Consider the following 25746-nt stretch of genomic DNA (forward strand, 5'->3'; position numbering starts at 1 on the left):
AACACCGCGTCCTTTCCGGGAATGCGCCTCCGACAAGGCTATTCCCGATCCGGGTGGTCGGGTTCGCGACATGGGCGATCGTCAGGGCCGCAACCGGGCGGTGAAGATGTGGTTGGTGTCGAGCCGGCTGCCGGCCGTCCGGCCCTTCCCCCACCCGATCCAGCGGCGGTACTCGCCGAATCGCCCCTGATCAACCATCACCGCCTCGTCGCGGTAGTCGGAGCCCTCCGGCGCCGGGCCGGACAGCGGCGCGACGAAGAGCGCGTCGGTCGGGCAGTACGCCTCGCACATGAAGCAGGTCTGGCAGTCGTCCTGCCGCGCGATCACCGGCACGCCGTCGGGCCCGAGATCGAAGACGTTCGTCGGGCACACCTTCACGCAGATGTCGCACCGGACGCACCGCTGCGCGCTGACGAGCTCGATCATGCCGCCACCGCCGTGTCCTCCGGCTCGTACCGGGTCCACACCTCGTCGAGGCCGCCGGTCAGCAGCCGCCGCGCGAGACCCGGGTCGGTCGCCTGACGGTCGTCGCGGCGGTGCATGGCCCGCGACTCGTCCCGGGCGAGCGCCGCACGGTACATCCACCGGGCGTGCGCGGCCATCGCCGCCGCCTGACGGGCCTTGAGGACGTCGTACGCGGTGCCGCCACCGAGCCCTGCCGTCACCGCCGCCCACACGTCGTCGAGCGTCGCGAGCGAGCCGCGCAGCCGTTCGCCGGTGCGGAAGTAGTTGCGCTCCAGCGGCACCACTTCGCCCTGCACCGCGGCGACGACGTCCGCGGTGCCCGCCGACCCGGCCGGACGGCCCGCCGGGCGCAGTCCGGCACGCCCGGCCGGGCGCAGCGGCCCGAGCCCGGCCCGGCGCGCCGCCGCCCGTGCCGCGCCCGCACCGGCCCAGCTGCCGGAGCTGATGGCCCAGGCCGCGTTGTGGCTGCCGCCGCCGCTGATCCCACCGGTGACGAGTTCCCGCGTGGCGACGTCACCGGCGGCGAAGAGCCCGGGGACGGTGGTGGCGCAGTCGGCGGAGACCAGGCGGAGCCCACCGGTGCCGCGAACCGTCCCTTCCAGGACGAAGCGCACCTCGTACGGCGTGGTGAACGGGTCGATCCCGGCCTTGTCGAGCGGGATGAAGTAGTTCGGCTGGGCGGTCCGCATCGCCGCGTGCAGCCCCGCCGGCGCCTTGTCGAGGCGGGCGAAGACCCGGCCGCCGGCGACGACGTGCCGGGCGAGGACCTCGCGGCCGCCGAGCCCGTCGGCGGGAATGACCGTCCCGCCCTCGTCGTAGTACGTCGCGAACTGCATCATCAGGCCCTTGGTGTGGTTGCCGTAGGCCGGCGACAGCGCGTACGCGTTGGAGAACTCCATCCCGGACAGCTCCGCGCCGGCCTCGGCGGCGAACAGCGCCCCGTCACCGGTGTCGACGTTGAGCCCGAACGCGCCGGAGAGAAACGCACAGCCGCCGGTGGCGAGGACCGTGGCCTTGGCGTGGACCCGCCAGGGACGCCAGCCGTCCTGCCGGTGCACCCCGGCCGCGCCGCCCACCGCACCGTCGGCGTCGACGAGCAGTTCCAGGGCCGGGCTGTGATCGAGGATCCGCACGCCGCGCCGGTGCACGGCGCGGCGCATCGTCCGCAGGTACTGCGGCCCCTGGAGGCTGCCGCGGCGCTGCCGGCCGTCCTCGTCGACGGGGAACGGGTAGCCGAACTCCGCCAGCCGCTCGATTCGCCGGTACGTCTCGTCGACCGTGCGGTGCATCCAGCCGCGGTCGGTCAGCGAGCCGCCCTGGGCGGTGCGTCGATCGATCGACTCCGCGCGGGCCGGGCCGGGCGGCAGGTACCACAGGTTGTTGCCGCCGGCGGCCGCCGACCCGCTCGTGCCGCAGTAGCCCTTGTCGGCCAGGACCACACTCGCGCCCGCCTCGGCGGCGGCGACGGCGGCCCACGTGCCCGCCGGGCCGCCGCCGACAACCAGGACGTCCGCCTCGACGACGGCGGGGACGGGCTCAGGCGCGGGCACCGGGGGCGATCCACTCGTCGAGCGTGAACTCCTTCTTGATGAACTTGTTCTCCACGAGGAACTTGCGGGTGCCGTCGAGCAGCTTGATCCCCTCGTCGGAGAACGGCTCGTCGGGCAGCTGGTCCTTGACGGTGGTCTTCTTCACCAGGTCCGGCGGGAACTGCACCAGCGACACGGCGAACGTGAGGTAGTCGTCCCAGTTCGCCTTGGCCTCTTTCGTGGCGTCGCGCTGGACCTGCTGCCAGGCGGTCACGATGTCCTTGTGCGCGGCGAGGAACTTGTCGGTGACGACGGTCGCGCTGGTGCCGCGGTAGCCGGGGTGGTCGGCCGACGCCTGGTCGATCCCGGGGTACCCCTTGGCCTTGAGCACCTCGTAGTTGATCGCCGGGACGGCGGCCGCGTCGACGTCGCCGCGCTCCAGTGCCGCCTCGGTGTCGGTGCTGTAGAGGTGGATGATCTCGGCCGGCTTCACGCCCGCGTCGGCGAGGGCGCCGAGCAGGTAGCGGTGTATGTAGGAGCCGGTCTGCACGGCGACCTTCTTGCCCTGCAGGTCCTTGACGGACGCCGGTCCGCCGTTCTTCTTGGCCAGGATGCCCGCGTCGTTGTTCACCACCGACTGGGCGATGAGTTTCGTCGGCTGGCCGGCGCCCTTCGCGACCAGCGCCGGCGTGTCGCCGTAGCTGGCCAGGTCGAGTTCGCCGGCGACGAGCGCCTGGTTGAGGTCGGGGCCGTTGGGGAACGTCACGACCTTGACGTCGGTGACGCCGATGCCGCTGAGCGCGGGCACCAGCTTGCCCTTGCTGTGCCACCAGCCGGTCGGGCCGGTGAGCCTGTTGCCGGTGCCGATCGTGCCGATCCGCAGCGTGAACCGGCCTCCCTCGCCGGCGGCCGCCGTCGCCGGCTCGCCGCCGCAGCCGGCGAGCCCGGGCACGGCGAGCAGGGCCAGGGCGGCGAGCGCGGTACGGAGTCTCATGGGGTTCCTCTCTCGGTGGTGGTGGCGGTCGTGCGCAGGGCCGGGCCGACCGCGGTGAGGGCACCGGGCCGGCGGCCGTGGCCCCAGCCGATCTCCTTGCGGTAGCTGCCGAGCAGCCCGGTGCGGGTCAGGTGCGCCTCGTCGCGCAGCGGGGATCCGTCGGGGACCGGGCCGCTGTCGGGCGCGACGAACAGCGCGTCGGCCGGGCAGTACGCCTCGCACATGAAGCAGGTCTGGCAGTCCGGCTGGCGCGCGATGACGGGCAGGCCGCCGGGCCCGCGGTCGAAGACGTTGGTCGGGCAGACCTCGACGCACCGGTCGCAGGTGATGCAGCGGGTCTCGGAGACGATCTCGATCACGGCCGCACCCACACCTCGTCCAGGCCGCCGACACGCTGGCGACGGTGCTGGCCCGGGTCGGTGCCCGGGTGGTCGAGCCGTTTGTGCATGCCGCGGGTCTCGGTGCGGGACAGGGCCGCCTGGTACATCCAGCGGGCGTGGGCGATCATCGCCGCGGCCTGCCGGGCGCGGTACGCGTCACGGTCGTCCGCGTGCAGCGTCCGGCGCGCCTCGTCCCAGGCGCCGTCCAGGACCGCGAGGGCGGCGGCGAGCCGTTCCCCGGTGCGCAGATAGTTCGTCCGGTACGGGTGTGTCTGGCGCTTGACCAGCTCGACGAACGCCTGGTGGTCCCGCGCGCCACCGACGCGGCCGGTCGGTCGAAGCCCGGCGCCACCGGCCGGGCGCAGCGTGTCCCGGCGGCCCCGGCGGATCGCTGTGCGCGCCGCGGCAGCCCCCGCCCAGCTGCCCGAGCTGATCGCCCACGCCGCGTTGTGGCTGCCGCCGCCGGTGAACCCGCCGCAGATCAACTCGCGCGTGGCCGCGTCGCCGGCGGCGAACAGGCCGGGCACCGACGTGGCGCAGTCGTCGTCGACGACGTGGATGCCGCCGGTACCGCGGACGGTGCCCTCCAGCAACAGCGTGATCTCGAAGCGGTCGGTGAACGGGTTGATGCCGCGCCGGTCGAACGGCAGGAAGAAGTTGGGCTGTCCGTACCGCATCTGCCGCTGGGTCGCCTCGTCGGCGAGGTCCAGCCGCGCGTACACCTTCTGCTGGTCGGCCAGCACCCTGGCGATGACGGAGCGCCCGCGCTGGCTGCCGGCGCCGTCCAGGACCGAGCCGTCCTCGCGGTAGAAGGTGGCGTACGAGTAGTAGGCGGTCTTGGTGACCGTCGAGAACGCCGGTGCGATCGCGTAGGCGTTGGAGAACTCCATGCCGGACAGCTCCGCGCCGACCTCGGCGGCGAAGAGCGCGCCGTCGCCGGTGAGCACGTCGCAGCCGAGTGCGCCGGACAGGAACGCGCAGCCGCCGGTGGCCAGGACGACCGCACCGGCGCGTACCTGATACGGCCGGTCCGCCTGGCGCCGGTGCCCGGCGGCACCGACCACGCTGCCGGCCTCGTCGGTGAGCAGTTCCAGGACCGGGCTGTGGTCGAGGATGCGTACGCCGGCGCGCCGGATCCAGATGCGCATCCGCCGCATGTACTCGGGGCCCTGCACACCGCGGCGCAGCTGCTGCCCGTCGGCACCGACCGGGAACGGGTACCGCCCGGCGGCGGCGAGCTCGTTCATCCGGTCGTAGGTCTCGTCGAGGACCCGGCCCATCCAGCGCCGGTCGGCGAGGTAGCCGCCGAGCGCCTCCCGGCTGGCCATGGCGGCCTCGCGGGCGGCGGGCTCCGGTGGCACGTACCAGACGCCGGTGCCCGCCGAGGCGGTGGCGCCGCTCGTACCGCAGTAGCCCTTGTCTACCAGGAGGACGTCGGCGCCGCGCTGCGCGGCCTTCAGGGCGGCCCAGGCGCCGGCCGGGCCGCCGCCGACGACCAGTACGTCGGCGGTGAGGTCGTCGCTCGTCATGGGGTCTCCTCCAGATCAGGGTTGACGCCGAGGCCCAGCAGCAGTTCACGGCGCAACGCCGCGAACCGGGGACTGTCGAGGCGGCGGGGCCGGGGAAGGTCGATGGTGAGGTCGCGGGCGATGCGGCCGTGTTCGAGCAGCAGCGCCCGGTCGGCCAGCAGCAGTGCCTCCTCCACGTCGTGGGTGACCAGCAGCACGGCCGGGCGGTGTTCCTGCCAGAGGCGGGCCACCAGGGCCTGCGCCTTGAGCCGGGTCAGCGCGTCGAGCGCGCCGAACGGCTCGTCGAGCAGCAGCAGCTCCGGCTGGCGCACGAGGGCGCGGGCCAGGGCGACCCGTTGCGACTCGCCACCGGAGAGCGTCGAGGGCCACGCGTCGACGCGGTCCTCGAGGCCGACCTCGGCGAGCGCCGCGATCGCCCGCTCCCGCAGCCGCTTGCCGGTGACGCCGAGGGTGACGTTGCGCCCGACCCGCGACCACGGCAGGAGCCGGTGCTCCTGGAACACGATGGCCCGCCGCTGCGGCACGTCGAAGTGCCCCTCAGCACCCTTGTCGAGCCCGGCGACGGCCTTGAGCAGTGTGCTCTTGCCGGAGCCGCTGGCGCCGAGCAGCGCGACGAACTCGCCCGGCGCGATGGTCAGGTCGACGCCGTCGAGGACGGTGCGGCCGGCGAAGCGGCGGGTCACACCGCGGACGGTCACCCCTCCGGTCAGCATGGCGGTCATCTGTCACACCCCTGTGAATCCGCGCCGCCAGACGAGCGTGCGGCGTTCGAGGAACCGGACGAACTGGTCGGTCAGCAGGCCCAGCAGCGCGTAGACGACCAGGACGACAAAGATGACGTCGGTGCGCAGGAACTCCCGCGCGTCGTTCATCAGGAAGCCGATGCCCTGCGTGGTCGCGGTCTGCTCGGCCACGACGAGACTGAGCCAGCCGATGCCGAGCGCCTGGCGCAGCCCGACGAAGATCTGCGGCACCGCGCCGGGCAGGATGACCCGGCGGATCAGGCCGAACGTGCCGACACCGCAGGATCGGGCCGACTCGACGAAACGCTCGTCGACGCCGCGGATGCCGTGCAGCACGTTAATGTACAGCGGGAAGATCGGCCCGATCGTGATCAGCGCGATCTTCGCGGTCTCGCCGATGCCGAACCAGATGATGAACAGCGGCACGAGGGCGAGGTGCGGCAGCATCCGCAGCGCCTGGATCGGCGCGTCGACGACGTCCTCGCCCGCCTTCACCAGGCCGGCGAGCAGCCCGAGGAGGAGTCCGGCGGTCAGGCCGAACGCGAGGCCTTTGGCGACCCGCTCCAGCGAGACGAGCAGGTGTGCCTGCAGTTCCCCGGCCCGGATCAACTCGAGGGCGGCCGTCCACACGTCGGTCGGCGCGGGTGTCGTGCTGCCGAGCCAGCCGCGGGGAGCGGCGTACTGCCAGAACGCGACGATGACGGCGAGGCCGCTGAGCCGCCTGGACTGGACGAGCAGCCGGCGGAGCCGGCCGTTGCCGCGGCCGTCACCGACGGCCGGGCTGGTGGCGGGCGCTGCGGTGGGCGCTGGACGGGCAATGTCGATTGTGGACACTTCGGCTCCTTGTGGGTACGGCTCTGCCGTGCCTCGTCCACATCGACGGGGCACCCGGGGATGCGCGTGCAAGAGGGCCGGGGACGTGCGCGCTCAGCGCGCACGAAGGAGCAGGCGACAGCCGCAGCTGGTCGGCATCGTCACCGCGACGATCCCGTCGGCAAGGCCCCTGGTCATGTCGGAGAGCCTAGCCCGGTATTCCTACCTGGTAAATATGAATCTCACCGAATGGAAGACGAGTCACACGGGTGGCGCACGCGGCGGCCGGGGACGCCGTGCATGATCGGTCCGACCATGGGTAGCCCCCTTGTGTGATCGTGCATCCGAACCAGCCACCGGCGTGGCGGCGATGAGGAAGCCGGACGGTGACCGTCGTGAGTGCGCAATCCCCAGGCCGGCCGGCGGATGTCTCGAAGATCGCGGTTTTTGCGCGCCGACTCGCTCGGTGACGATCTGCTCGTCGTCCGGCCCTGCTCGCGTCCGGTCCGAACGCGGAACCGGCGCGCCGCGGCATGCGCGGTTCCTGCACGACCGGCCCGGCCCGGTGGGCCGGGTCGTCGTCGTGCCACCCGCGCCCGGCATCCGCGGGGCCGAGCCCGGCGAGCGCCGGCTCGGCCCCGCGGTCACGGCGGCCCGGCCTGCGACCGTCGCGACTCGCTCGTCGCGGACATCCCGGATCCGGAGGTGATCGGCGCCATGTCGGACCTGCTCCCGCACGGCACCGCGCGCCACAGCCTCGACGCCGGACCGTGCGCGTGAACGAGGTCCTCGACACCACCCGTGCGGGTGAGGGCGACAGGAGCAGGCGCGTGATGCTGGCACGTCTGGGGGCCTGGCTCGTACGGCCCACGCCGCCGAAGCTCGTCGTGGGTGTCCTGGTCTGCGCGCTGTTCCTGGCCGTGGAGACCCTGCTGGTCTACCCGTTGTCCCGGCTGGCGCCACGCGAGGCGCTGGCCGTGATTTTCCTGCTCGGCGTGCTGGTCGTCTCGACGGTCTGGAGGCTGTGGCTGGCGGTGGTGATGTCCTTCGTCAGCGCCTTCACCTTCAACTTCTTCCCCGTGGCGCCCGAAGGGCGCTTCACCGTCCGGGACAGCCACGACTGGGCGGAGCTCGCCGTCTTCCTCGTCGTAGCAGTCCTCGCCAGCTCGGTGGGGCAGCTGGCCAGGTCCCGGGCGGTCGAGGCGCTGGAGCGGCACCGGGAGGCGCAGATCTTCATCGGGCTGACCCGGCTCATGCTCAGTACCGACGACATGTCGTCGGTACTGCCTGAGGCGTCCCGCCGCCTCTCGCACGCCCTGGACCTGCCCTTCGCCGACCTGCACCTCGGCGAGGTGGCCGCCGGCGCGGGCCGGGTGACGTTCCCGCTGCGCTACCACGCCAGGGTGGGCACCCTCGTCGTCCCCGCCGGCCTGCCGGACCCGATGGTGCGCCGACTGGAGGACCGGGTGGTGCCGGCGCTCGCGATGGTGCTGCGCGCCGCGAGCGACCGCGAGGAGATGAGCGACTCGCTGCGGGCCAGCCGCGACGAACTGCGCGCGCTGGTCACCGAGCAGCAGGTGTTGCGCCGGGTGGCCGTGCTCGTCGCACAAGGCGCTCCGCCGTCCGACGTCGTCGCCGCGGTCGCCGCCGAGACGGCATGGCTGCTCGACGCGGACGCCACCCGGCTGATGCGCGCCGAGGTCCCGGGCACCGTCACGGTCCTCGCCGAGTACAGCAAACCGGGGATGGAACCATTGCTCGGCAAGCGGCTCAAGACCTCCGGCGGCGCCACGGAACTGGTCCTGAACACCGGCCGGCCCGCCCACGTCGACAGCTACGAGGTGCGCGCCGGCGCGCTGGCCGAACTGGCCCGCCGCGAGGGCTTCCACGCCTCGGTCGGCGCGCCGATCGTGGTCGAGGGCCGGATGTGGGGCGCGCTGGTCGTCCTCTGGTCGCGCCACCTGCCGCCGCCCTCGGACGCCGAGAGCCGCCTGGCACAGTTCACCGAGCTCGTCGCCACCGCCGTCGCGAACACCGAGAGCCAGGGGGAGCTGAAGGCGTCGCGCGCCCGGATCGTCTTCGCCGCCGACGAGGCGCGCCGCTCCTTCGAACGCGACCTGCACGACGGGCTGCAGCAGCGGCTCGTGTCACTCGGCCTGGAGCTGCGCGCCGCCGAGGCCATGGTGCCCTCCGACCACGACGAGCTGCGGGCCCGGCTGTCACAGACGACCGAAGGGCTCTCGGCGGCGTTCCAGGACCTCCAGGAGATCACCCGCGGCCTCCATCCGGCGATCCTCTCCCAGGGCGGCCTCGGCCCCGCCCTGAAGGCCCTCGCCCGCCGCTGCCCGATCCCCGTCACGATGGACCCCGGACCGAAGCGACGGCTGCCCAGCTGCGTCGAGGTGGCCGCGTACTACGTCGTGTCCGAGGCCCTCACCAACGTGGCCAAGCATGCGCAGTCCGACGAGGCCTACGTCGACATCAACATCGCCGAGGACGGCTCCGGGCACGAGTGCCTGACGGTCTCGATCCGCGACGACGGCGTCGGCGGCGCCGACCCCGGCCTCGGTTCGGGGCTCGTCGGCCTCACCGACCGTGTTGAGGCGCTCGGCGGGCAGTTGCAGCTCACCAGCCCGGCGGGCTACGGCACGACGCTGGTGGCCACGTTGCCGGTCGACGTCGACTGCACCCGGCCGCCGCACCGCTGACCCGAGGGCAGCCTCAGGCGCGCCGCGGTGCCGTCCTCCCCCTGCCCGAGCTCGGCAGCGGCCGGTGCGGTCAATCGCGGGGCAGCAGCGGGCCGAGCGGGCCGAGGTCGATGTTCAGGTCCTCCCGGCGGATCTGGAAGTGCTCCAGCACCTCACCCATCCGGTCGTCCAGCGCCATCAGCGTCAGGCCGATCCGTTCGACCTGCTCGTCGGTGAGGTCACCCTCGTCGACGCGGCGCACCGCCTGGCGCTCCACGAGCTGGCGCAGCAGCTCGACCACGGTCAGCACGAGGGTCGCGAAGTCCCGTTCCACCGTGTCGCGGTCGAGGCGGAGCCGCTCATACTCGCGCATCGGCACGCTCCTCGACAGGCACCGGCGACGCGACAGGTGCCGACGACGCGACGTGCACCGACGACGCGACAGGCGCCGGCAACGCCGCAGGCTCCCGCCACCCGGCGGGCTCCAGCGACATGCCCGCGTGCACCGACGTCACGACGGCCCGCAGCGAGATGCGCACCAGGTCGACGTCGGCGATCGCGAGCGTGATGTCACCCGTCACCACGACACCGCCGGCCAGGACCCGGTCGAGCAGGTCCACCAGCGCGACCTCCCGCTTCATGACGCGACACCGGCCCTGAGCGCCGGTGCGGCGGCGAACGAGTACGGCGGCCACGGGCCGGTGAGCTCCAGCCGCAGCGTCGTCTCCCGCGCCCCCAGTGCCTCGACGGCCCGCTCGAACTCGGCGGTCCGGTCGTCGTCGACCAGGTAGGCACCGTTGAGCACGGTGACGTCCTCCGCACCGGACAGCTGCGGGTGCTGCGGCGGATGCTGCCGCGCCAGCACCGCGTGCGCGGACAGTTCCTCGTGTACCGCATCGGCGGCCTCGGTGGCCTGCTCGTACCGCTGCTCCCGCGTGGCCAGCTCGGTCCGCCGGCGGTGGAGGTAGGCCGTGCCCGGACCGCCGCCGGCGGCGGGTGCGTCCACGGGGGCGTCGAACCGGGCGTAGGCCTTGACGCCCCATTCGGTACGGCCCGCGACCCGGTCCAGCGCCGCGGTGAGCTCGTCCCGGTGCCGGGTGAGGTCGTCCACCAGCCGCGCCTCGTCGTGGTACACCGTCGCCAGCGCCGCCGGAACGACCGGGCCGGCGGCCGCGGCGGCCGTCACCACCCGGTGGTGCTCGTGTGCGGTGCGTTCGAGCCACTCCAGGTCGGACAGGTGCTGCTCCAGCCGATCGGGTTCGTAGTCCTCGACGTCGACCGGGCTGACGACCGCGAACAGCCCGCCGGCGCCCACCCAGCGCACGGCAGTGTCGTTGATGCCGTGCGCGGTCGACGCGCCGGCCGTGCCGGCGACAGCGTGGACCCAGACACCGGTCACCGTTCCTCCCGTGCCCGGGCCCGGGCCGGACGGTCGTCGCGCTCCCGGACCGGCCGGTCCTCATACTCGCGGCGGTCCTCGCGCTCCTCATACTCACGGCGATCCTCGAGCTCACGGCGGTCCGCGCGTTCGCCCCGGAGGGCGGGCGCACGGCGCTCCTCCACCGCGCGGCGGTCGCCGCCGGTGAGGAACGGATCGCTCTCCCACCAGTTGATGCCGAGCTGGCGCGCGGTGTCGACGGAGGCGATGAGCAGGCGCAGCTTCACGGTCAGCAGCTCGATGTCGAGCAGGTTGACCTGGATGTCGCCGGCGATGACCAGGCCTCGGTCGAGCACCCGCTCCAGGATGTCGGCGAGGTTTGTCGGCTGGTGCCCGCCGACCGCGGGTGCGACCGGCTGGGCGCGGACAGGTTGTGTCATGGCTCAGCTCGCCTTCGCGACGTCCGTGCTGCCGCGCAGGTAGCGGTGGTCACGGCGGCAGGACAGCAGCTCGCCGCTGCCGGAGAGCTGCACCAGGTACAGACCGAGCATGTCCGCCGACGACGGGATCCTGCGCTCCTCCACCACCTCCACGCCGACGGTCCAGCCGCCGTTCGCCGGCTCCACCGAGACGGCGCCGATCGGTTCCTTGCCGGTCAACTCGCGGGCGTCCTCGATCGCCATCCGCGCGGCGGACGCGGCCGAGATCGAGCGCCGGTCCTCCCGGTCCTCGTCATACGACTCGTCCCGCCGCGGGCGGCGTGCCCGCTCGCGTTCGTGGCCGTCTGGATGCATCTGCGGGACTCCTTCCGCTCAGCCGGTCGAGTAGCTGGTGAGACGGGCGAGGATCTCCTCCTCCGCGGTCTGGCGATCGGCCTCGGACAGCTCGCCGCGGGCCACCGCATCGTCGAGCGCCTCGAGTTGCCGCCGGACCCCTGCCGACCCGTACAACTCCTGCTCGGCCTGCTGCAGGATGACCGATGCGACCGCGGTGACCGCCCGCACCGGCTGGTACGGGAGGGTGAGCAGCACCGTCAGCAGGCCCATCGTCACTGCTCCGGAACCAGTTGCGCGACGAAGTCGTACGGTGCCGAAGGGCCCAGCCGGCGCAGCGTGACCCGCCGCTCCCAGGTGCCGGCCAGCTCCCGCAGCGCGCGGTCGAACTCGTCGTGGCGTTGCCGGTCCACGAGCACGGCGAGGTTCACCGCGTCGAACTCGTGGGTCGGCTCGCGCAGGACGATGTCCTCGGTCACCGGCTTGAGGCGTTCGACGGCGAACTGCATGTCGGCGTCGCGCACCGCCTCGATCGAGTTGTTGATGATCTCGCCGAGCCGCATGCGGGCGTCGACGAAGGCGTCCTCGGGCTGACCCCGCAGCCGTTCCTGCAGCTGCCGTGCCTCGGGACTGCTGTCGAGGATCTCCGCGAGGATCGTGGCCTCGACGTAGCGGCCGTGCACCATGTGCTGCACCTGCCCTCCCAGCCGCCCCAGCATCGGCACGATGCGGTCGTGCTGGTCGGCGAGCAGGTCGCGGACGGCGTCACGGTCGGTCAGCACGGTGCCGAAGCGGACCGGCAGGACCGGCGAGACGGTCGCCGTGCCGTCCAGGAGCCGTTGATACGCCCGCAGGTCGGCGGACCTGCCGAGCGGCCGGTCGAGTGATACCTCACTGACGAGCGCCGCCACGTCGTCGTACGTCACCGTGTCGACGTCGGCGGGCGGATCGCCGATGCCCTGGGCCGACCCGGTCGGCTCCACGTCACCGGGGACGAACCCGTAGATCAGGGTGCCCGTGCCCGCCATCTCAGTCCTTCCTCCGGCTCTGGGGTTCTCGTTCGCGCTCGCGCTCGCGCGGGCTGATGATCTCGCCGATGACGTCGCCCGCCTTCTCCATCAGCTTCTCCCTGGCACCCTCGATCGCCCGCTCGCCGGTCGCGCCCGCCACGGCGCCCTTGGTGCCCTGGACGACCTCGGGCAGTCCCTTGCCCTCGTGCTCACGCAGGTCGAGCCGGTTGGCTGCCTGGGCGAACCGCAGGTACGTATCGACACTCGCCACGACGACCCGGGCGTTGACGGTGAGAATCTCGATGCCCACCAGGGCGACGCTCACGTGGGCGTCGATGACGATGCCCTTGTCGAGGATCGTGTCGATGACGTCGGCGAGCGACGACGACTGAGCGCCGCCGCCTCCGGCCGCTACGACAGACATGGAATCACCTGTTTCTGGGCCGGTTGCCCGGCCCCTCACCACCCGCGTCACGGCGTCCGCGGCCGTTGCCGGACTCGTGCCGGTCCCGGCCCTCGCGGTCACGCCGCTCCCGCTCGTGGTCGTCCCAGTCGCGGTCGCCGCCGTGTCGGCGACCCTCACGGCGGGAGTGACCGTTGCCGCGCTCGTGCTCCTCATCGCGCCCGCGGCCTTCGCGCGTCCGGCCCCGTTCGCGCTCCTCTTCGTCCTCCCGGCGCCCGCGACGTTCACGGCGTTCCCGGCCTTCGCCGCGTTCCTCTTCCTCGCGCTCCTCTTCCTCGCGCTCGCGGCCCTCGCGGCCCTCGCCGCGCTCCTCCGCTTTCTCGCGCTCCTGCTCCTGCTCCACAGCGGTCTCGTGGTCCGTCACCACCTCACCGTCGTGGATCACACCGCGCCAGCCCTCCAACTGCTCCGGGTTCAGGACCGCCTGCGTCATGCAATGCCGCACGAAATGCTTCAGCTCCAGCCGGGCCCGGCGACCCTGCGCCCGCCAGAGGTTTCCGGTCTGCTCGAAAAAGCCCTTGGGGTGATACTCGATGATCAGCACCACCCGAGTCAGCGTGGGCGTGAGGGCATGGAACGAGATAGCGCCGTCCGGATAGCCCTTCGCCCCCTTCGAGCGCCACACGATCCGCTCGTCCGGGACCATCTCGACGATCTGGGCATCCCAATCACGGTGCGACAGGAAAATCTGCGCCCGCCAATGAAGCTTCTCCTGCTCCTTCTCCCGCTCGACCTTCTCAACCTTCTTCGTGAACCGCGGAATGTCCTCGAACTCGGTCCACTGGTTGTACGCCACCCGCACCGGCACACCGACGTCGACGTACTCGACGATGTTCGTCAGCTTGAGCTTCTTGCTCCGCTTCCCCCCACCGAACGCCTGCTTCAGCTTGGCCAGCCCACCGGCGATCCCGCCCTTGAGCGTGGCCTTCGCCGGGGAGCCACCCCCGGCCAGTTGCTCCGCGCCCTTGGCCGCGGCCACCAGCGTGGGATTCTCCGAGCGCTCAGCGAAGCCGGTCAGCCGCTCAGTGAGATCGCCGACCCTGCCGCGCAGCGACTCCACGGCCCGCTCCCCCAGCGCGCCGGCGAAGTTGCCCAACTCCTTGGTCACCAGGCGGGAGACCCGCCCACCGATGCCATCGCTGTGCGGTACCGAACTCATCGCCGCCCCGCAGACCCGCGCCGGCGGACCGGAGGCTCGGCCTCGTCATCCCGCGACGCCTCGTCACCCCGCGACCGGCCGCGCCCGGCGCCGACCGGCTGCGCCTCCTCGTCCTCGTCGCGGTCCTCGTCCTCGTACCGCCGCTCGTAGCGGCCCTCCTCGCGGTCCTCGTCGAAGTCCTCGTCACGATCCCGGTACCGTCGCTCGCCCCGGTCCTCGCCCCGGTCCTCGCCCCGTTCGTACGCCCGCCCGCGCTCCTCGCGCTCCTCGCGCTCCTCGCGGTCGGTGTCCCGCGCGCCGCGGAGCCGGTCCGGCCTGGTGGCCGATCGGAGCGCCTCGCTGCGGTCGCGGAGCCGGTCGCTCACCGACTCGATGCGGTCGGTCACGGCGGTCTGTGCGGCGGCCTTCCCGGCCTTGACGAGCGGCTTGGCGAGGCCGCCGAGCTCGCTGACGGTGGACGATCCGCCGATGAGCGACCGGCCACGTGCCAGGAGCTCCGCCGGGTTGCCGCTGTAGCGTCCCGCGGCGGCGGCCGCGCCGAGCAGCACGGCTGTGCCCAGCTTCCGTCGCCGGCCGAGGACGTACCCGGTCAGTACCGCAAGCGTCACCTGCGTTCCCCGTTTCATGCGTACCTCCCGGCGACGCGAATCGTGACGACCGTAGCGCCCTACCCGGGCCATCTACCGCAAAACCGGCACCGCCGCATTCCACGGATCCCGGAAGGCGACTCCCGGCGGTCCGGCAGCAGGCCGTTCGTTCGGTGGCGAGGGCGACGACACGGCAACACCGGTGCCGTCGCGGTTCGATGATCACAAAGGTGTCGTGCGCCACATCGGCGCCACAGGATGTTTGGCTTCCCTGTCACATGGACACCCGGAAGTCCTCGTCATGTGGCTGGGGGGCGACGAGACCGTTGGGGGGTGGGGTCGAAGGCGGCCGATCGACGTATCGGCGGCCTTCGGCCCCCGCGGGCACCGCGGACACCGTCGGACCGGACCGGACCGGCCGGCGTCAGGCGGGCGGCTCGGACCGGCGCACCGCGAGCACGGCCACGTCGTCGGTCGGCGCACGGTCGTACAGCAGCGCCGCCATCACGCCGGCGCACATCGTGTCGGCAGGCCCGGCGACGAGCGCCTCCGTCAGCATCGTCAGGCCGGCGTCGATCCTCCGGCCCCGCCGCTCGACAAGCCCGTCGGTGTAGAGGAACAGGCCGGTGCCGGGGTCCAGGGGCAGCCGGGTGTTGCGGCGGTGCGCCTCGGCGTAGGCGCCCAGCGGCAGGTCGGGCGGGATCCGCACCAGCCGGCCGGGGCGGTCCGGGGCGACGACGACCGGTGGCAGGTGGCCCGCGTTCGACAGTGTCACCGCGCCGAGGTCGGCGTCGACCACCGCGTAGATGACGGTGGCCATGGCGTCCGGCTCGAACCGCTGGACCTTGCGGTCGAGGCGGGTCAGCACGTCGGCGGGGTCGTCGGTCTCCATCGCGTACGCCCGGAGCGCGCTGCGGATGCGCCCCATGACCACGGCGGCGCGCAGGCCGTTGCCGGCCACGTCACCGATGACGATGCCGATGTGCCCCGACGCCAGGTCGAACACGTCATACCAGTCGCCGCCGACGCCCACCTCGGCACCGGGGACGTACCGCACGGCGACGTCGAGTCCCCGGATCGCCTGCGGCCGTGCCGGCAGGAGACTGCGCTGCAGCGCCAGCGCGGCGGCCCGGTCGAGCCGGGACAGTCGCGCCTGCGTGGCCAGGGTCGCGCGGTCGGCGACGAGCCGCAGCAGCTCGACGTCGTCGGGTGTGAACCGCCGCGGCGTCAGCGTGCCCACGTGCAGGACCCCGATGACCCGTCCCCCGCTGACCATCGGCACCCCGAGCACGGACTGCACGTGCTCGCTGAGCAGGACCGGGCTGACGACGTTGGTGTGGTCGACGTGCTCGATCGCGATCGGCTCGGCCCGCGCGGCGACGGTGCCGGAGAACCCGTGCCCGACCGGCACGCGCAGCCCCTGGCGCACCTCGCGCTCCAGGCCGCTGGCGGCGGTGGCGACCAGCTCGGTGCCGCTCGAGTCGAGCAGCAGCACCGCGGCGGTGTCGGCGCGCAGCAGGTCGCGGGTGCGCTCGAGCAGCTCGTCGAGGAGGTCCTCGATGCCGAGCTGCGACAACGCCGCGTCGGTGACCGTCTGCAACCTGCGCAGCTTCTCGGCGCTGCCCGCCTGCCCCGCGTCGGCCGTCATCGCCGCACCCTCCGCCTGCCGCATCCGACTACCGCCGCCGGTTCCTCACCGGGCCGGCTCCGACAGGTGTGTCCAGACACCGCCCAGCTCGAGCACCTGACGGACGAGCCTGGTGGCGTTGGCGATGCGGAACCGCAGGTGCCGCTCGTCGGCCAGCCGCCGGCCCTTGAGCAGCACGTTGATGCCGGCGGAGTCGATGAACGGAACAGCCGCCAGATCGACGACAACCTCCCCCGCCCCGGCACCGGTGGCGGCGGTGATCTCCCGGCCCAGCTCGTCGGCGGTGGCCAGGTCCAGATCACCGGCCACGTGCAGCGTGAGCACGTCATTGTCACGGTGGCCGGCCACGGAAAAGGTCATAACACCTCCAACTGCACGACGACCGGGCGCGTATGACTCTTATAGTGTGGGGCGGGCGACGGAATCGCCCACACCGAATCACCTCATGGATGTGTGACCTTGGCAAACGAGTCGGACGTGCCTCCGGTCACCCTCACCATGCCGCCCGTCGCCGCGGAAGGCGTGGCCAGCATACGCCGCTCGGTGACCGATGCCGCGCACCGGGCCGGTTTCCCGCCCGACCGCGCCGACCTGTTCACGGTCGCCGTGAACGAGATCGTCATCAACGCGATCGAGCACGGCGGCGGCGCCGCGATGGTGACGATCATCCAGCACGGCCCCACGATCACGGTCGAGGTGCGCGACACCGGCAGCGGCGTCACCGGGACCCGTGTGCCCGTCCAGGCACCACCCGTCGATCAGCCCAACGGCCGCGGCCTGTGGCTGGCCAGCCGCCTGTGTGACGAGCTCACGTTCCACCCGCAGCAGACCGGCGCGATGATCCGCCTGCGCTCCACGGCGTAGTGCGCAGGCGGTGGGTGAGCGAGGTGTGGCGGCGGCCGGAGCCGGTGGCCCGCACCGCGATGGCGAGGGCCTTGCGGTTGCCGACCAGCACGACGAGGCGCTTGGCGCGGGTGACCGCCGTGTAGAGCAGGTTGCGTTGCAGCAGCGTGTACGAACTCATCGTCAACGGCACCACGACGGCCGGATACTCGCTGCCCTGCGAGCGGTGCACGGTGATCGCGTAGGCGTGCTGCAGCTCGTCGAGCTCGTCGAAGTCGTAGTCGAGCAGTTCGTCCTCGTCGGTGCGGACCGTCAGCTTCCGGTCGACGACGGACAGGTCGGTGACGACGCCGACGGTGCCGTTGAACACGCCCGCCGTGCCCTTCTCGTAGTTGTTGCGGATCTGGATGACCTTGTCGCCGGGGCGGAACACCCGAGCGCCCTGCCGCCGTTCCGGCGTGCCCTCCCGGTGCGGCGCGAGCGCCTCCTGCAGCACGGTGTTGAGCCCGCCGGCACCGGCCGGGCCGCGATGCATCGGGGTCAGCACCTGGATGTCCGCGGGCCGGATGCCGAAGCGGCGGGGGATGCGCCGGGCCACCAGGTCCACCACGACCTCCGCGGCCGGCTCGGGCTCGTCGGCGCCGAACCAGAAGAAGTCCGGGTGCTCGCCGAACACGGGAGCCTGACCGGCGTTGATGCGGTGGGCGTTGACCACCACGCCGGACTCCCCGGCCTGCCGGAAGATCCTCGTCAGCCGGACCCGCGGGATCGTCTCGGCCGCCAGCAGGTCCCGCAGCACCTCGCCCGCGCCGACCGACGGCAGCTGGTCGACGTCGCCGACCAGCAGCAGGTGCGCACCCGGCGGCACGGCCTTGACCAGCTTGTTCGCCAGCAGCAGGTCGAGCATCGACGACTCGTCGACGACCACCAGGTCGGCGTCGAGCGGGTTGTCCCGGTCGTACGACGCGTCGCCGCCGGGCCGCAGCTGCAGCAGCCGGTGGACGGTGGTCGCGGGATGCCCGGACAGCTCGGTGAGGCGTTTCGCGGCTCGGCCGGTGGGCGCCGCCAGCAGGATCTTCGCCCGCTTCGCCGCGGCCAGGGTGACGATCGACCGGACGGTGAACGACTTGCCGCAACCGGGGCCGCCGGTGAGCACGGCCACCTTCGAGGTGAGCGCTGCCCGTACCGCCTCCTCCTGCTCCGCCGCCAGGTCGGCGCCGGTGCGGCCGCGCAGCCACACCAGGGCCTTGGCCCAGTCCACGTCGGCGAAGGCCGACAGCCGGTCGGCGGGGGCGCTCAGCAGCCGTAGCAGGCCGCCGGCCAGCGACGTCTCGGCGCGGTGGAACGGCACCAGGTAGACCGCCGGGATGGTGCTGCCGGGATTGCCGGGGTTCGGCACCGGCTCACGGACCACGCCGTCCGCGGCGGCCAGCGCGTCCAGCTCGGGGCGGACGAGCTCGGCCGGCACGCCGAGGATCTCGGCCGCGTCGGCGACCAGGTTCGGCTCCGGCAGGAAGCAGTGGCCGCCGTCGGCCGCCTCCGACAGCGTGTACTGGATGCCGGCCTGGATGCGCTGTGGGCTGTCGTGCGGGATGCCGACCGCCTGCGCGATCGTGTCGGCCGTGCGGAATCCGATGCCCCAGACGTCGCCGGCCAGCCGGTAGGGCTCGTTGCGCACGACCGAGATCGACGCGTCGCCGTACTGCTTGTAGATGCGCACCGCCAGCGACGTGGACACGCCGACGCCCTGGAGGAAGACCATGACCTCCTTGATGGCGCGCTGCTCCTGCCAGGCCGCGCCGATCATCGCGGTGCGTTTCGGGCCCAGGCCCGGCACCTCGACGAGGCGCTCCGGCTCCTCCTCGACGACCCGCAGCGTGTCGGCGCCGAAGTGCCCGGTGATGCGGGCCGCCATCCGGGGGCCGATGCCCTTGATGAGGCCGGAACCGAGGTACCGCTCGATGCCCTGGACGGTCGCGGGCAGGACGGTGGTGAAGGAGTGGACCTCGAACTGCCGGCCGTACCGCGGATGGTTGCCCCAGCGGCCTACCAGGCGCAGGCTCTCCCCGGGCTGGACGCCGAGCAGCGACCCGACGACGGTGAGCAGGTCGGAACCCGAGCGTTCGGCCGCGACCCGCGCGATCGTGTATCCGGTCTCCTCGTTGACGTAGGTGATCCGCTCCAGCACCGCGTCGAGGGTCGCGCCGGAGCGCTCCGGCGGTGTCGTGTCCACCGTCGAATGGTGGCATGCGCCGGCGACCTTCGGGGATGCGGTCCGCCTCGCTCGAGACCGCTACCGGGTGGACCGGGTCGGGTCGGGGCCCGCGAGCACCGCCGTGCTCATGGACGTCGCGCACGTCGCGCGGACCGACGAGTGACGAACCTCGGCGTTCCGGTTGCCGGCAGGTGGCGAACCCGGCTTGACTGGACGGATGCGGTTCGTCGTCCAGAAGCACCGGGCGCGCCGGCCACACTACGACTTCCGGCTGGAGATCAACGGGGTGCTCGTCAGCTGGGCGGTGCCGAAGGGGCCGACGCTCGCCCCCGGCGTGCGGCGTGCCGCCTTCCACGTCGAGGACCACCCCATGGAGTACGTCGACTTCGAGGGGATCATCCCCGCCGGCACGTACGGTGCCGGTGACGTGATCGTGTGGGACGCCGGGACCTGGGTGCCGTACAAGGACCCCGATCCGGCGAAGGCCGTCGCCGCCGGCGAACTGCACATGGAGCTGCACGGGGAGAAGCTGCGCGGGCGGTTCGTCATCGTCCGGACCCGCGGCGACGAGTGGCTGCTCATGCACAAGCGGGACGAGCACGCCGTGGCGGTGTGGAACGCGGACGACCACCCGCACTCGGTCCTCAGCGGACGGACGAACGACGAGGTGAAGGCGGACCCCGACCGGCTGTGGCGCGCCGACCTGCCGGCGGCCCGGGCGTCGGTACCGCTGAAGCTTCCGCCGCCGGCGGAGGAGGAACTGCGGGCGCTGGACCGGTTGAGGTCCACCGGCACGTGGGAGGTCTTCGGCCGCGCGCTGCGCGTCACCAACCTCGACAAGGACCTGTTCCCCGGCCGGGACGGCGAGCCGCCGGTCACCAAGCGGGAGCTCCTGCGCTACGCCGCGCGGATCGCGCCGACCGTCCAGCCGTACCTCGCCGGTCGCGCGCTGAACCTGCACCGCTTCCCCAACGGCAGCGAGTCGAAGGGCTTCTGGCAGAAGGACCTGCCCTCGCACGCGCCCGAGTGGCTGCCGCGGTGGGAACACGGCGGCACGACGTACCTGGTCGTCGACGATCCGGCCGCGCTGGTGTGGGCGGTCAACTTCGGCAGCCTGGAGTGGCACCCGTGGACGTCCAAGGTGGACGGTCCGCAGCGCCCGACGTACGCGCTGATCGACCTCGACCCCGGCAACAGCACGCCGTGGGAGGACCTGCTCGTGCTCGCCCGGCTGCACCGCACCGCCTTCGAGCACCTCGGGGTCGAGGCCCGGCCGAAGGTGACCGGGCGGCGCGGCATCCAGATCTGGGTACCGATCGCGCCGGGTCCCGACTTCGACACGACCCGGGCCTGGGTCGAGCACCTGTCCCGCACCGTCGGCGCGGTCGTGCCCGACCTCGTGAGCTGGAAGTGGGAGCGGGCCGACCGGGGCGGGCTCGCCCGGCTCGACTACACCCAGAACGCCGTCAACAAGACGCTCGTCGCCCCGTACAGCCCGCGGCCGGCACCCGGAGCGCCGGTGTCGGCACCGGTCGACTGGGACGAGCTCGACGACCCGTCGTTGCGCCCGGACGGGTTCACGATCCGCACCGTCCTCGACCGTGTCGCCGAACGGGGCGACCTGTTCGCCGGCGTGCTGCGCCACCCGCAGCGCCTGCCGAGGCTGACCTGAACCGAGTCATTCGACAGTACCGATGCGGGAGCCGCACGGCGACGGCCGCGACTGCGTGATCTCCCGCCCTAGGCGTGTGTGAGCTCCACGTACGACTTGGGCAGTTCGGACAGGAGCTCGAGGAACTCCTTCTCGGTGACGGCGTCGTGGACCGTGGCGAGGACCGCGGCGCCGTACCTCCGGGCCACGCCCGGGGTGACGTCCGCCCGCTCGGCGACCAGGTCGAGGAACTCCTCCAGGCTCATCTTCCTGCCCTGCCCGCCGGAGCGCGCCCTGCCCCGCTCCAACGCCGGGCGCAGGTCGCCCGGAAGCTCCTCGACCAGGTCGTCGACCTCGCCGCCCGCGATCCGCTCGGCCAGCGTCTCCAGCACCGCCTCACTGACGGCGAGCGCCCGCTCCTCACCCAGGCCGGCCCGGTCGGCGACCCGCCGCTGGAACTCCCTCGACTGGTTCGCCGGCCGGCGCGCCTTCTCGGTGAGCGGGCCGTAGTCCGTGGCGAGCTCGGCGACCACCGCCCGGAAGATCTCAGGCTCCAGTGCGCGGCTCAGCGCCAGGAAGGCCGCTTTGGCGTACTTCTCGGCGGTGCCCAGGTCCACGCCGGCCCGCCGGGCGATCCGGCGGACGAACTCGTCCGCGTCGAAGGGCTGGTGCGGCCGCTGCAACGAAAGCTCCCTGGCGAGTTCCTCCGGCAGCTGCCCGCGGACGGTCTTGATCAACCCGCCCGTCAGCCGCTCGGCGAAGGTCTCGAACACGGCCCGTACGGCCTTGCGTGCCGTCGCCCCGTCAGGCACGTCGATCTCGCGCTGCACCATCGCGATGAACCGGTCTTCGTTCATGGCTGCTCAACCCTCGGCATCGGTGGGGGTGTCAGCACTACCCGCACCGCCTGCCGTCATGCACACCACCCCGGCCTCATCCCGCCGGTAGGACGCCGCGGTCGTACGGTGTGAAGAGTCATGAGCACCGCACCGGTCATCATCGGGTTCGACGGTTCCCCGACCGCGGAACGTGCGCTGCGGCAGTCCGCGACGCTGCTGGCCGGCCACCGCGCGCTGGTCGTGACGGTGTGGGAGGCCGGCCGGATGTTCGAGATCATGACCATGCCGATCGCCGGGTTCGACATGCCGCCCACGGTCCTCGACATCCGCAGCGCGATCGAGGCCGACCTTCAGCTGTACGAGAATGCAAAGCAGACGGCCCAGCGCGGCGCGACGCTCGCACGGCAGGCAGGCTTCGAGGACGCTACCGGGCTGGCGGTGGCCGACGAGCTGACGGTGGCGGACACACTGATCCGGCTGGCCCGTGAGCACAACAGCCCCGGCATCGTGGTGGGCGCCCACGGCCACCGTAAGCTCAGCGAACTCCTGCTGGGCAGCACGTCGAACGCCCTGATCCACCGGGCCGACCGCCCGGTGGTGGTAGTCCGCACGCCCAGCTGACGCCCCCTACTTTCGGGCAGTAAGCTGCTTCCGGCCGGCGAGCCAGGCGCGGATGCCGAGGACAGCAACGGCGGTGCCGATGGCCAGCGAGACGGCGATCAGCAGCGCGTGAATCCAGAGGAACGACGTGGGCGTGGACCCGCCACTGGTCCACGAGCGATCGTCGTTCCAGATCGCGACGGCGAACCTGGGCCAGATGACCCAGCTCCACACGCCGACCAGGACCAGGAACACCGCCCACCGCCGTGACACAACCACGTAGAAAGTATGCCCCGGCTCCGATCCGGCCAGGTCGGTGCCCGCCCCGTCCCGGGAATTCCGCACGTCCCCCTGCAGACGCTCCAACCGCCGGACAACCACGATGCGGAAAGCCATCCGCCGGAAGGCACGACCAGCACTTCGCCGCGGCCGGTCCACGCAGAGCACCCCTTCGGCACCGATCCACCACCGAGCGCCGACCTGACACCACCCCAGCGAGCCGACCAGCAGGCTAACCAGGCCGGGCGGGGCCAGGCCGGGCGGGGCCAAGCCGACGGGGCCAGGCCGGGCGGGGCCAAGCCGGGCGGGGCCAAGCCAGGCCGAGCCGAGCCGAGCCGAGCCGGGCGGGGGCCGGACGGGGGCCGGACGGGGGCCGGACGGGGGCCGGGGCCGGGCGGGGGCCGGGGCCGGGCGGGGGCCGAGCCAAGCCCCTGGGCCGAGTCGGGCCGAACTGATCCGGGCCGGGCCTGGTCAAGCCAGCGGCAGCGTCGAAGGCAAGGAGCGCGCCCTAGTGGGCACTGATCACGCAAGCCTGGAGCCATCGCCATGATCACGGAGCTTTGTTGCTCCCAGGGAGCCTGTTGCGCAATTCGGATCCCTCGCGCGTCAACCCCGACAACCGCGCCGATCTTGGAGTTGTGGTCCTTGACAAACCCGGACAAATTCGGAGGTTCATGGCGCCACAACTCCAAGATCGGCGCGTAGTTGGGCCGCCGACGCTGTCCCAGCGAATTACGCGACAGGCTCCGGGGCAGCCCGACGTTTCCCTTGATCAAGAAGGCGGAGCGTCGAGGACCGGGCAGAGCGTTGAAGGAGCGTGGAAACCGAACAGCCGAGGAGGCGACCACGGAAACCAGCGGCCCCGAACCAGCAGCCGCAAACGCGTCCACCAACCGAGCAGTTGCAGACACGGCCGAGGACCGGGCAGCCGCAGGACCGAGCGGCCACGGACAGCGGGGCCACGGACCGAGCAGTCACGGACCAGCGGCCGCGGAGGGAGTGGTGGAGTGGTGAGGGGCTTGGGCGGGTGGGTGGAAGGGTGCGGCTTCAGGAGGTGTGGGCGGTCAGCACGGCGGCGAACTCGTCGGCCGGCATGATGCGGATGCCCAGCTGTTCGGCTTTTTCGGCCTTGGAGCCGGCGCCGGCGCCCACCACGACCAGGTCGGTGCGCTTTGACACCGAGCCGGAGGACTTGCCGCCCAGGCGCTCGACGGCCTCGTTGCCCTCGTCGCGGGTCAGGCCGGGCACCGCGCCGGTGACCACGACCGTCATCGGGGTGCCGTCGGGCTTGCGCAGCGGCAGGTCGGGGCGGTCCGCGCCGTCGGCGGACGACGCCCCGGGGCCGGCCGGGCCGGCGGTGTCGGGCTCGGTCATGTTGACGCCGCGCTCGACCAGCTTGGTGATGACGGGCGCGATCTCGACCAACTCGGCGGCGATCATCACGGCGCGCTCGGGGCCGACGCCCTCGACCCGCTGGAGGTCCTCGACCGAGGCGTCGAGCAGCGCCTGCATGGTGCCGAAGTGCCGGGCCAGCCGGCGGGACATCGACCGGCCGGTCATGCGCACCCCGAGACCGGTCAGCACGCGGGACAGCGGCTGCTCCCTCGACGCCTGGATCGCGGTGACGAGCTTGGTCGCCGACACCTCGCCCATCCGCTCCAGCTTGGTGACCGTCGGCACGTCGAGGTCGTAGAGGTCGGCGGGGTCGGTCACCAGCCCGGCGGCCACGAGCATGTCGATGAGCTTGCCGCCGAGACCCTCGATGTCCATGGAGTGCCGCGCAGCGTAATACGCCAGCGACTCGTGCGCGCCGCAGGCCCGGCCACGGGTGCACCGCCAGCGCTTCTGGCTGCGGTCGATCTCCCCGTCGCAGCGGGGGCACCGGGCCGGCGGCTCGAACGGCGCCGCGTCGGCCGGCCGCTCGTCGAGCTTGGCCCCGGTGACCTCCGGGATGACGTCACCGGCCCGGCGGACGAACACCGTGTCGCCCGGCCACACGTTGCGCCGGACGAGGTCGTCGAAGTTGTGCAGGGTGGCCGAGGTGACGATGACGCCGCTGATCTGCACCGGCTCGAGCACCGCGACCGGGGTGATGACGCCGGTCCGCCCGATCTGCACCTCGATGCGCAGCAGCTTGGTGGTGCGGGTGTCGGCCGGGAACTTGTAGGCGATGCCCCACCGCGGCGCCCGGCTGGAGAAGCCGGCGGCGGCCCGGTCGGCGGGCTGGTCGGCCTTGATGACCGCGCCGTCGATGCCGAACCCGAGGCTGCCTCGCTTGGCGTTGAGCGCCTGCACCGCCTCCAGCACCTCGTCGACGGTGGCGCAGACCGGCATCCCGGCCGGCGAACCCGCGGTGGTGGCGATGCCGAGCCGCTCGACGGCGGCCATCTCGGCGGAGTGTGCACCGTCGCCGAGGCCGTGCACGGCATAGGCGAGGAAGGACAGCGGCGCGTCATAGGTGCGGTCCTGCGCGCGGAGCGTGCCGGCGGCGGCGCTGCGCGGGTGCGCGAACGCCGGCTCGCCGGCGCCGGTGCGCATGCCGTTGGCCACCTCGAAGTCGGCGTCGGTCATGAACACCTCGCCGCGGATCTCCAGGGTCACCGGCTCGGCCAGCCGCTCCGGCAGGCCGGCGGCGCGCCGCGCCTGGCCGGTGACGTCCTCCCCGGCGCGTCCGTCGCCGCGCGTGGCGACCTGGACCAGGTGCCCGTCGACGTATCGCGCGGCGATCGCCAGCCCGTCGATCTTCGGCTCGACGGTGTAACCGGCGGCCGGACGGCCGAGGAGCCGGTCGAGCCGGGCCGCCCACCGGCGCAGCGTCTCCTCGTCGAAGACGTTGTCCAGGCTGAGCATCGGCGTGCTGTGCACGACGTCGCCGACGACACCGCCGCCCGCGGCGACGACCTCGGTCGGCGACTCCTCGGCCTTCCATTCCGGATGGGTGGCCTCGGTGGCGGCGACGCGGGCCATGAGCGAGTCGTAGACGGCGTCGTCCATCGCGAGCTCGGCGCCGCCGTAGTAGAGCGCGGCCGCCGACCGGATCTCCTCGACCGCCGCACGGTAGTCCTCCGGGGAGAGGAACGGCTCGGCCACACGCGCGTCGACGACCAGCTCTTCTGTCATGCCGCGCAGCTTAACCACCCGGTACGACAAATTTTGCCGAC

General features: G+C 72.5%; 28 protein-coding genes. 5 read left to right on the plus strand and 23 right to left on the minus strand.

Features of this window, described 5'->3' with window-relative positions:
* Positions 1 to 81 precede the first annotated feature (81 nt).
* From Dfulv_RS29355 to Dfulv_RS29385, 7 genes are read right to left on the minus strand one after another with little or no spacing between them, the layout of a single operon-like run.
* Positions 82 to 426: a 4Fe-4S dicluster domain-containing protein gene (locus Dfulv_RS29355; protein ID WP_259856894.1), complete on the minus strand. Its 345-nt coding sequence runs from the start codon at positions 424 to 426 to the stop codon at positions 82 to 84.
* Positions 423 to 2015, minus strand: a complete 1593-nt coding sequence (locus Dfulv_RS29360) for an FAD-dependent oxidoreductase (RefSeq protein WP_259856895.1) — start codon at positions 2013 to 2015, stop codon at positions 423 to 425. The genes Dfulv_RS29355 and Dfulv_RS29360 overlap by 4 nt, the downstream gene beginning before the upstream one ends.
* Positions 2002 to 2988 carry an ABC transporter substrate-binding protein gene (locus Dfulv_RS29365; RefSeq protein WP_259856896.1) on the minus strand — a complete coding sequence of 329 codons (987 nt, stop codon included), beginning with the start codon at positions 2986 to 2988 and terminating at the stop codon, positions 2002 to 2004. Before Dfulv_RS29365 ends, Dfulv_RS29360 begins: the two co-directional genes overlap by 14 nt.
* Positions 2985 to 3347: a 4Fe-4S dicluster domain-containing protein gene (locus Dfulv_RS29370; protein WP_259856898.1), complete on the minus strand. Its 363-nt coding sequence runs from the start codon at positions 3345 to 3347 to the stop codon at positions 2985 to 2987. Before Dfulv_RS29370 ends, Dfulv_RS29365 begins: the two co-directional genes overlap by 4 nt.
* Positions 3344 to 4897: an FAD-dependent oxidoreductase gene (locus Dfulv_RS29375; RefSeq protein WP_259856901.1), complete on the minus strand. Its 1554-nt coding sequence runs from the start codon at positions 4895 to 4897 to the stop codon at positions 3344 to 3346. The genes Dfulv_RS29370 and Dfulv_RS29375 overlap by 4 nt, the downstream gene beginning before the upstream one ends.
* Positions 4894 to 5619 carry an ABC transporter ATP-binding protein gene (locus Dfulv_RS29380; RefSeq protein WP_406567844.1) on the minus strand — a complete coding sequence of 242 codons (726 nt, stop codon included), beginning with the start codon at positions 5617 to 5619 and terminating at the stop codon, positions 4894 to 4896. The genes Dfulv_RS29375 and Dfulv_RS29380 overlap by 4 nt, the downstream gene beginning before the upstream one ends.
* Before the next feature lie 3 nt (positions 5620 to 5622).
* Positions 5623 to 6474 carry an ABC transporter permease gene (locus tag Dfulv_RS29385; RefSeq protein WP_259856904.1) on the minus strand — a complete coding sequence of 284 codons (852 nt, stop codon included), beginning with the start codon at positions 6472 to 6474 and terminating at the stop codon, positions 5623 to 5625.
* 812 nt (positions 6475 to 7286) lie between these two features.
* Here Dfulv_RS29385 and Dfulv_RS29390 point away from each other — a divergent pair.
* Positions 7287 to 9161 (plus strand): sensor histidine kinase, encoded by a 1875-nt coding sequence (locus Dfulv_RS29390; protein ID WP_259868382.1) that lies wholly within the window; start codon positions 7287 to 7289, stop codon positions 9159 to 9161.
* A 70-nt stretch (positions 9162 to 9231) separates the two neighbouring features.
* On the opposite strand, the gene Dfulv_RS29395 is transcribed toward Dfulv_RS29390, so the two are convergent.
* The 12 genes from Dfulv_RS29395 to Dfulv_RS29450 form a co-directional block, all read right to left on the minus strand.
* A complete protein-coding gene (locus Dfulv_RS29395) occupies positions 9232 to 9513 on the minus strand; it encodes a gas vesicle protein K (RefSeq protein WP_259856906.1) in 282 nt (93 codons plus the stop codon).
* Positions 9500 to 9781 (minus strand): gas vesicle protein, encoded by a 282-nt coding sequence (locus Dfulv_RS29400; RefSeq protein ID WP_259856908.1) that lies wholly within the window; start codon positions 9779 to 9781, stop codon positions 9500 to 9502. The genes Dfulv_RS29395 and Dfulv_RS29400 overlap by 14 nt, the downstream gene beginning before the upstream one ends.
* Positions 9778 to 10539, minus strand: coding sequence for a GvpL/GvpF family gas vesicle protein (locus Dfulv_RS29405; RefSeq protein ID WP_259856910.1), 762 nt, complete (start codon positions 10537 to 10539; stop codon positions 9778 to 9780). Before Dfulv_RS29405 ends, Dfulv_RS29400 begins: the two co-directional genes overlap by 4 nt.
* The gene (locus Dfulv_RS29410) at positions 10536 to 10958 is read right to left on the minus strand and encodes a gas vesicle protein (protein ID WP_259856911.1); all 423 of its coding nucleotides are present in this window, start codon (positions 10956 to 10958) and stop codon (positions 10536 to 10538) included. Before Dfulv_RS29410 ends, Dfulv_RS29405 begins: the two co-directional genes overlap by 4 nt.
* A gap of 3 nt (positions 10959 to 10961) precedes the next feature.
* Positions 10962 to 11312, minus strand: coding sequence for a gas vesicle protein (gene gvpO / locus Dfulv_RS29415; protein ID WP_259856912.1), 351 nt, complete (start codon positions 11310 to 11312; stop codon positions 10962 to 10964).
* Positions 11313 to 11330: 18 nt separating this feature from the next.
* Positions 11331 to 11564 carry a gas vesicle protein GvpG gene (locus tag Dfulv_RS29420; protein WP_259856913.1) on the minus strand — a complete coding sequence of 78 codons (234 nt, stop codon included), beginning with the start codon at positions 11562 to 11564 and terminating at the stop codon, positions 11331 to 11333.
* 2 nt (positions 11565 to 11566) lie between these two features.
* On the minus strand, positions 11567 to 12319 hold the full coding sequence (locus Dfulv_RS29425; protein ID WP_259856914.1) for a GvpL/GvpF family gas vesicle protein: 753 nt from the start codon (positions 12317 to 12319) through the stop codon (positions 11567 to 11569).
* Position 12320: 1 nt separating this feature from the next.
* Positions 12321 to 12725 carry a gas vesicle protein GvpJ gene (gvpJ, locus tag Dfulv_RS49085; protein WP_259856915.1) on the minus strand — a complete coding sequence of 135 codons (405 nt, stop codon included), beginning with the start codon at positions 12723 to 12725 and terminating at the stop codon, positions 12321 to 12323.
* A gap of 4 nt (positions 12726 to 12729) precedes the next feature.
* Positions 12730 to 13824, minus strand: a complete 1095-nt coding sequence (locus Dfulv_RS29435) for an SRPBCC family protein (RefSeq protein ID WP_259856917.1) — start codon at positions 13822 to 13824, stop codon at positions 12730 to 12732.
* Between the two features lie 95 nt (positions 13825 to 13919).
* Positions 13920 to 14549 carry a hypothetical protein gene (locus Dfulv_RS29440; protein WP_259856919.1) on the minus strand — a complete coding sequence of 210 codons (630 nt, stop codon included), beginning with the start codon at positions 14547 to 14549 and terminating at the stop codon, positions 13920 to 13922.
* A 385-nt stretch (positions 14550 to 14934) separates the two neighbouring features.
* Entirely contained in the window at positions 14935 to 16158 is a 1224-nt protein-coding gene (locus Dfulv_RS29445) for a PP2C family protein-serine/threonine phosphatase (RefSeq protein ID WP_259856921.1), read from the minus strand.
* A 45-nt stretch (positions 16159 to 16203) separates the two neighbouring features.
* Entirely contained in the window at positions 16204 to 16518 is a 315-nt protein-coding gene (locus Dfulv_RS29450; RefSeq protein WP_259856923.1) for an STAS domain-containing protein, read from the minus strand.
* 117 nt (positions 16519 to 16635) lie between these two features.
* Here Dfulv_RS29450 and Dfulv_RS29455 point away from each other — a divergent pair, with 117 nt between their 5' ends.
* Positions 16636 to 17022: an ATP-binding protein gene (locus Dfulv_RS29455; RefSeq protein WP_259856925.1), complete on the plus strand. Its 387-nt coding sequence runs from the start codon at positions 16636 to 16638 to the stop codon at positions 17020 to 17022.
* Here the strand turns inward: Dfulv_RS29455 and recD2 are convergent.
* Positions 16967 to 19234: an SF1B family DNA helicase RecD2 gene (gene recD2, locus Dfulv_RS29460; RefSeq protein WP_259856927.1), complete on the minus strand. Its 2268-nt coding sequence runs from the start codon at positions 19232 to 19234 to the stop codon at positions 16967 to 16969. The two genes, Dfulv_RS29455 and recD2, sit on opposite strands and share 56 nt — an antisense overlap.
* On the opposite strand from recD2, the gene Dfulv_RS29465 reads away from it, so the two are divergent.
* Together Dfulv_RS29465 and ligD are read left to right on the plus strand one after the other, a co-directional pair.
* Positions 19227 to 19379 carry a hypothetical protein gene (locus Dfulv_RS29465; RefSeq protein WP_259856930.1) on the plus strand — a complete coding sequence of 51 codons (153 nt, stop codon included), beginning with the start codon at positions 19227 to 19229 and terminating at the stop codon, positions 19377 to 19379. The genes recD2 and Dfulv_RS29465 overlap by 8 nt on opposite strands.
* A 54-nt stretch (positions 19380 to 19433) precedes the next feature.
* Positions 19434 to 20888 (plus strand): non-homologous end-joining DNA ligase LigD, encoded by a 1455-nt coding sequence (gene ligD, locus Dfulv_RS29470; protein ID WP_259856933.1) that lies wholly within the window; start codon positions 19434 to 19436, stop codon positions 20886 to 20888.
* Between the two features lie 68 nt (positions 20889 to 20956).
* On the opposite strand, the gene Dfulv_RS29475 is transcribed toward ligD, so the two are convergent.
* Entirely contained in the window at positions 20957 to 21724 is a 768-nt protein-coding gene (locus tag Dfulv_RS29475; RefSeq protein ID WP_259856935.1) for a DUF2267 domain-containing protein, read from the minus strand.
* A gap of 120 nt (positions 21725 to 21844) precedes the next feature.
* Between Dfulv_RS29475 and Dfulv_RS29480 the strand changes: the two genes are divergently transcribed.
* Positions 21845 to 22327 (plus strand): universal stress protein, encoded by a 483-nt coding sequence (locus tag Dfulv_RS29480; protein WP_259856938.1) that lies wholly within the window; start codon positions 21845 to 21847, stop codon positions 22325 to 22327.
* A gap of 6 nt (positions 22328 to 22333) precedes the next feature.
* Here Dfulv_RS29480 and Dfulv_RS29485 read toward each other — a convergent pair whose 3' ends face one another.
* A complete protein-coding gene (locus Dfulv_RS29485; protein WP_259856940.1) occupies positions 22334 to 22585 on the minus strand; it encodes an SCO4848 family membrane protein in 252 nt (83 codons plus the stop codon).
* Between the two features lie 1047 nt (positions 22586 to 23632).
* Positions 23633 to 25705 (minus strand): NAD-dependent DNA ligase LigA, encoded by a 2073-nt coding sequence (ligA, locus tag Dfulv_RS29490; RefSeq protein ID WP_259856942.1) that lies wholly within the window; start codon positions 25703 to 25705, stop codon positions 23633 to 23635.
* Between the last annotated feature and the right edge of the window lie 41 nt (positions 25706 to 25746).

Origin of the sequence: Dactylosporangium fulvum, assembly GCF_025137375.1 — a bacterium.
Lineage (GTDB): Bacteria > Actinomycetota > Actinomycetes > Mycobacteriales > Micromonosporaceae > Dactylosporangium > Dactylosporangium fulvum.